The sequence below is a fragment of the Xanthomonas sp. NCPPB 2864 genome, assembly GCF_056675615.1.
The window spans coordinates 1-5,539 of the sequence record NZ_JBWWVS010000022.1; the positions used below are offsets into that span (position 1 = coordinate 1).

The following is a 5,539-nucleotide window of genomic DNA, read 5'->3' on the forward strand; positions in this document are numbered from 1 at the left end:
CTGCTAATATGGCCGGCTCGCTTCGCAGAAAACCTTCGGGTCGAAACGAAGCAGCGTCAACCACCTCGAAATGAGGTGTTGACGGCAAGAAAAAGTCCGCTATAATGGGCGGCTCGCTTCGACGGAAACGACGAAGCTGACGGGAACGGCGCTGAGGCCACTTCCCAATGTTCTTTGACAGTGTGCGCAGGTAATTTGTGCGGACGCCTGCAGGAAGGATGATTGTCCATCTTGCAGACGTTTAATCAAAATGCAACATATTAATTGCTTTGCAAGCGATAAGTTGCCAGTGGTTGAACTTCTGCAGCTAAAGTATTTGCCTTCGGGCATGTAATTTTAAGTGAAGAGTTTGATCCTGGCTCAGAGTGAACGCTGGCGGCAGGCCTAACACATGCAAGTCGAACGGCAGCACAGTAAGAGCTTGCTCTTATGGGTGGCGAGTGGCGGACGGGTGAGGAATACATCGGAATCTACTCTTTCGTGGGGGATAACGTAGGGAAACTTACGCTAATACCGCATACGACCTACGGGTGAAAGCGGAGGACCTTCGGGCTTCGCGCGATTGAATGAGCCGATGTCGGATTAGCTAGTTGGCGGGGTAAAGGCCCACCAAGGCGACGATCCGTAGCTGGTCTGAGAGGATGATCAGCCACACTGGAACTGAGACACGGTCCAGACTCCTACGGGAGGCAGCAGTGGGGAATATTGGACAATGGGCGCAAGCCTGATCCAGCCATGCCGCGTGGGTGAAGAAGGCCTTCGGGTTGTAAAGCCCTTTTGTTGGGAAAGAAAAGCAGTCGGTTAATACCCGATTGTTCTGACGGTACCCAAAGAATAAGCACCGGCTAACTTCGTGCCAGCAGCCGCGGTAATACGAAGGGTGCAAGCGTTACTCGGAATTACTGGGCGTAAAGCGTGCGTAGGTGGTGGTTTAAGTCTGTTGTGAAAGCCCTGGGCTCAACCTGGGAATTGCAGTGGATACTGGGTCACTAGAGTGTGGTAGAGGGTAGCGGAATTCCCGGTGTAGCAGTGAAATGCGTAGAGATCGGGAGGAACATCCGTGGCGAAGGCGGCTACCTGGACCAACACTGACACTGAGGCACGAAAGCGTGGGGAGCAAACAGGATTAGATACCCTGGTAGTCCACGCCCTAAACGATGCGAACTGGATGTTGGGTGCAATTTGGCACGCAGTATCGAAGCTAACGCGTTAAGTTCGCCGCCTGGGGAGTACGGTCGCAAGACTGAAACTCAAAGGAATTGACGGGGGCCCGCACAAGCGGTGGAGTATGTGGTTTAATTCGATGCAACGCGAAGAACCTTACCTGGTCTTGACATCCACGGAACTTTCCAGAGATGGATTGGTGCCTTCGGGAACCGTGAGACAGGTGCTGCATGGCTGTCGTCAGCTCGTGTCGTGAGATGTTGGGTTAAGTCCCGCAACGAGCGCAACCCTTGTCCTTAGTTGCCAGCACGTAATGGTGGGAACTCTAAGGAGACCGCCGGTGACAAACCGGAGGAAGGTGGGGATGACGTCAAGTCATCATGGCCCTTACGACCAGGGCTACACACGTACTACAATGGTAGGGACAGAGGGCTGCAAACCCGCGAGGGTAAGCCAATCCCAGAAACCCTATCTCAGTCCGGATTGGAGTCTGCAACTCGACTCCATGAAGTCGGAATCGCTAGTAATCGCAGATCAGCATTGCTGCGGTGAATACGTTCCCGGGCCTTGTACACACCGCCCGTCACACCATGGGAGTTTGTTGCACCAGAAGCAGGTAGCTTAACCTTCGGGAGGGCGCTTGCCACGGTGTGGCCGATGACTGGGGTGAAGTCGTAACAAGGTAGCCGTATCGGAAGGTGCGGCTGGATCACCTCCTTTTGAGCATGACGTCATCGTCTTGCGGGCGTCCTCACAAATTACCTGCATTCAGAGATTCATACCGGCACAGGTCGGTATGCGAAGTCCCTTTTGGGGCCTTAGCTCAGCTGGGAGAGCACCTGCTTTGCAAGCAGGGGGTCGTCGGTTCGATCCCGACAGGCTCCACCATATTGAGTGAAAAGACTTCGGGTCTGTAGCTCAGGTGGTTAGAGCGCACCCCTGATAAGGGTGAGGTCGGTAGTTCGAGTCTACCCAGACCCACCACTCTGAATGTAGTGCACACTTAAGAATTTATATGGATCAGCGTTGAGGCTGATACATGTTCTTTTATAACTTGTGACGTAGCGAGCGTTTGAGATATCTATCTAAACGTGTCGTTGAGGCTAAGGCGGGGACTTCGAGTCCCTAAATAATTGAGTCGTATGTTCGCGTTGGTGGCTTTGTACCCCACACAACACGGCATGTAGCTCCGAGGCAACTTGGGGTTATATGGTCAAGCGAATAAGCGCACACGGTGGATGCCTAGGCGGTCAGAGGCGATGAAGGACGTGGTAGCCTGCGAAAAGTGTCGGGGAGCTGGCAACAAGCTTTGATCCGGCAATATCCGAATGGGGAAACCCACTGCTTCGGCAGTATCCTGCAGTGAATTCATAGCTGCTGGAAGCGAACCCGGTGAACTGAAATATCTAAGTAACCGGAGGAAAAGAAATCAACCGAGATTCCCTAAGTAGTGACGAGCGAACGGGGAGCAGCCCTTAAGCTGGAATGGCTTTAGAAAAACAATCTGGAAAGATTGGCCATAGAAGGTGATAGCCCTGTATTTAAAAGGGCCACTCCAGTGAAGACGAGTAGGGCGGGGCACGTGAAACCCTGTCTGAATATGGGGGGACCATCCTCCAAGGCTAAATACTCCTGACCGACCGATAGTGAACCAGTACCGTGAGGGAAAGGCGAAAAGAACCCCGGAGAGGGGAGTGAAATAGATCCTGAAACCGTGTGCGTACAAGCAGTAGGAGCTCGCAAGAGTGACTGCGTACCTTTTGTATAATGGGTCAGCGACTTACTGTTCGTGGCAAGCTTAACCGTATAGGGGAGGCGAAGGGAAACCGAGTCTGATAAGGGCGCATAGTCGCGGGCAGTAGACCCGAAACCGGGTGATCTAGTCATGGCCAGGGTGAAGGTGCCGTAACAGGTACTGGAGGCCCGAACCCACGTCTGTTGCAAAAGACGGGGATGAGCTGTGATTAGGAGTGAAAAGCTAATCGAACCCGGAGATAGCTGGTTCTCCTCGAAAGCTATTTAGGTAGCGCCTCGGACGAATACTACTGGGGGTAGAGCACTGTTATGGCTAGGGGGTCATCGCGACTTACCAAACCATTGCAAACTCCGAATACCAGTACGTACTATCCGGGAGACACACGGCGGGTGCTAACGTCCGTCGTGAAAAGGGAAACAACCCAGACCCACAGCTAAGGTCCCAAATTCACTGCTAAGTGGAAAACGATGTGGAAAGGCATAGACAGCCAGGAGGTTGGCTTAGAAGCAGCCACCCTTTAAAGAAAGCGTAATAGCTCACTGGTCGAGTCGGTCTGCGCGGAAGATTTAACGGGGCTAAGCAGTGAACCGAAGCTTGGGGTGCATAAAACTTGTTTTATGCGCGGTAGAGGAGCGTTCCGTAAGCCTGCGAAGGTGGATTGAGAAGTCTGCTGGAGGTATCGGAAGTGCGAATGCTGACATGAGTAACGATAATGCGGGTGAAAAGCCCGCACGCCGAAAGCCCAAGGTTTCCTTGCGCAACGTTAATCGACGCAGGGTTAGTCGGTCCCTAAGGCGAGGGCGAAAGCCGTAGTCGATGGGAAGCAGGTTAATATTCCTGCACCTCGCGTGAGTGCGATGGAGGGACGGAGAAGGTTAGGTGTACCGGGCGTTGGTTGTCCCGGGGAAAGGCGGTAGGTTTGGATCTTTGGCAAATCCGGGATCCTTTAAGACCGAGCACCGAGACGAGCCTTTATGGCGAAGTCACTGATACCACGCTTCCAGGAAAAGCTCCTAAGCTTCAGCTCACGAAGACCGTACCGTAAACCGACACAGGTGGGTAGGATGAGAATTCTCAGGCGCTTGAGAGAACTCGGGTGAAGGAACTAGGCAACATGGCACCGTAACTTCGGGAGAAGGTGCACCCTTTTTGGTGGCTCATGCGAGCTATAGCTGAAGAGGGTCGCAGAAACCAGGCCGCTGCGACTGTTTATCAAAAACACAGCACTCTGCAAACACGAAAGTGGACGTATAGGGTGTGACGCCTGCCCGGTGCTGGAAGGTTAATTGATGGGGTCAGCCGCAAGGCGAAGCTCTTGATCGAAGCCCCAGTAAACGGCGGCCGTAACTATAACGGTCCTAAGGTAGCGAAATTCCTTGTCGGGTAAGTTCCGACCTGCACGAATGGCGTAACGACAGCGGCGCTGTCTCCACCCGAGACTCAGTGAAATTGAAATCGCTGTGAAGATGCAGCGTTCCCGTGGCAAGACGGAAAGACCCCGTGAACCTTTACTATAGCTTTACACTGAACGTTGAGTTCGTCTGTGTAGGATAGGTGGGAGGCTATGAAACTGTGGCGCTAGCTGCAGTGGAGCCATCCTTGAAATACCACCCTGTCGTGCTTGACGTTCTAACCTAGATCCGTTATCCGGATCAGGGACCGTGTATGGTGGGTAGTTTGACTGGGGCGGTCTCCTCCTAAAGAGTAACGGAGGAGCACGAAGGTACGCTCAGCGCGGTCGGACATCGCGCACTGTGTGCAAAGGCATAAGCGTGCTTGACTGCAAGATCGACGGATCAAGCAGGTACGAAAGTAGGTCTTAGTGATCCGGTGGTTCTGTATGGAAGGGCCATCGCTCAACGGATAAAAGGTACTCCGGGGATAACAGGCTGATACCGCCCAAGAGTTCATATCGACGGCGGTGTTTGGCACCTCGATGTCGGCTCATCACATCCTGGGGCTGTAGTCGGTCCCAAGGGTATGGCTGTTCGCCATTTAAAGTGGTACGCGAGCTGGGTTCAGAACGTCGTGAGACAGTTCGGTCCCTATCTGCCATGGGCGTTGGAAGTTTGAGAGGGGCTGCTCCTAGTACGAGAGGACCGGAGTGGACGAACCTCTGGTGTTCCGGTTGTCACGCCAGTGGCATTGCCGGGTAGCTATGTTCGGAAGCGATAACCGCTGAAAGCATCTAAGCGGGAAGCGCGCCTCAAGATGAGACTTCCCGGGGCACAAGCCCCCTAAAGGAACCATATAGACTATGTGGTTGATAGGTCAGGTGTGTAAGTACAGCAATGTATTGAGCTAACTGATACTAATGATCCGTGCGGCTTGACCATATAACCTCAAGTTGCCTTGGTCCCAACGAACGTTGGTAGATCACCAAACGCAAGCTACGTCACAAGTTACCTATGCGAGACGAGCGCTATCAAGCGCTGCTCCAACCGTCTCCCTGGTGAAATTAGCGCTGTGGAACCACCCGATCCCATCCCGAACTCGGAAGTGAAACGCAGCTGCGCCGATGGTAGTGTGGCTCAAGCCATGCGAGAGTAGGTCATCGCCAGGGGCTTTACCCGAAACCCTCAGTCCAACAGGACTGAGGGTTTCTTTTTGTGCGAAATT

Annotated in this window: 2 tRNA genes and 3 rRNA genes; all 5 read left to right on the forward strand. The window is 53.3% G+C overall.

Annotation, left to right across the window (positions count from 1 at the left end):
- Positions 1 to 337 precede the first annotated feature (337 nt).
- The 5 genes from AC1KVE_RS20910 to rrf all read left to right on the forward strand — a co-directional run bounded on the left by AC1KVE_RS20910 (position 338) and on the right by rrf (position 5,483).
- A 16S ribosomal RNA gene (locus AC1KVE_RS20910) occupies positions 338 to 1,884 on the forward strand.
- A 92-nt stretch (positions 1,885 to 1,976) separates the two neighbouring features.
- Positions 1,977 to 2,052: transfer RNA gene (locus AC1KVE_RS20915), tRNA-Ala, on the forward strand.
- A 19-nt stretch (positions 2,053 to 2,071) separates the two neighbouring features.
- Positions 2,072 to 2,148: transfer RNA gene (locus tag AC1KVE_RS20920), tRNA-Ile, on the forward strand.
- A gap of 227 nt (positions 2,149 to 2,375) precedes the next feature.
- Positions 2,376 to 5,256 (forward strand): 23S ribosomal RNA (locus tag AC1KVE_RS20925).
- A 112-nt stretch (positions 5,257 to 5,368) separates the two neighbouring features.
- Positions 5,369 to 5,483 (forward strand): 5S ribosomal RNA (rrf, locus tag AC1KVE_RS20930).
- Together the 16S, 23S and 5S rRNA genes with 2 tRNA genes alongside form the textbook arrangement of a ribosomal RNA operon.
- The last annotated feature ends 56 nt before the right edge of the window (positions 5,484 to 5,539 follow it).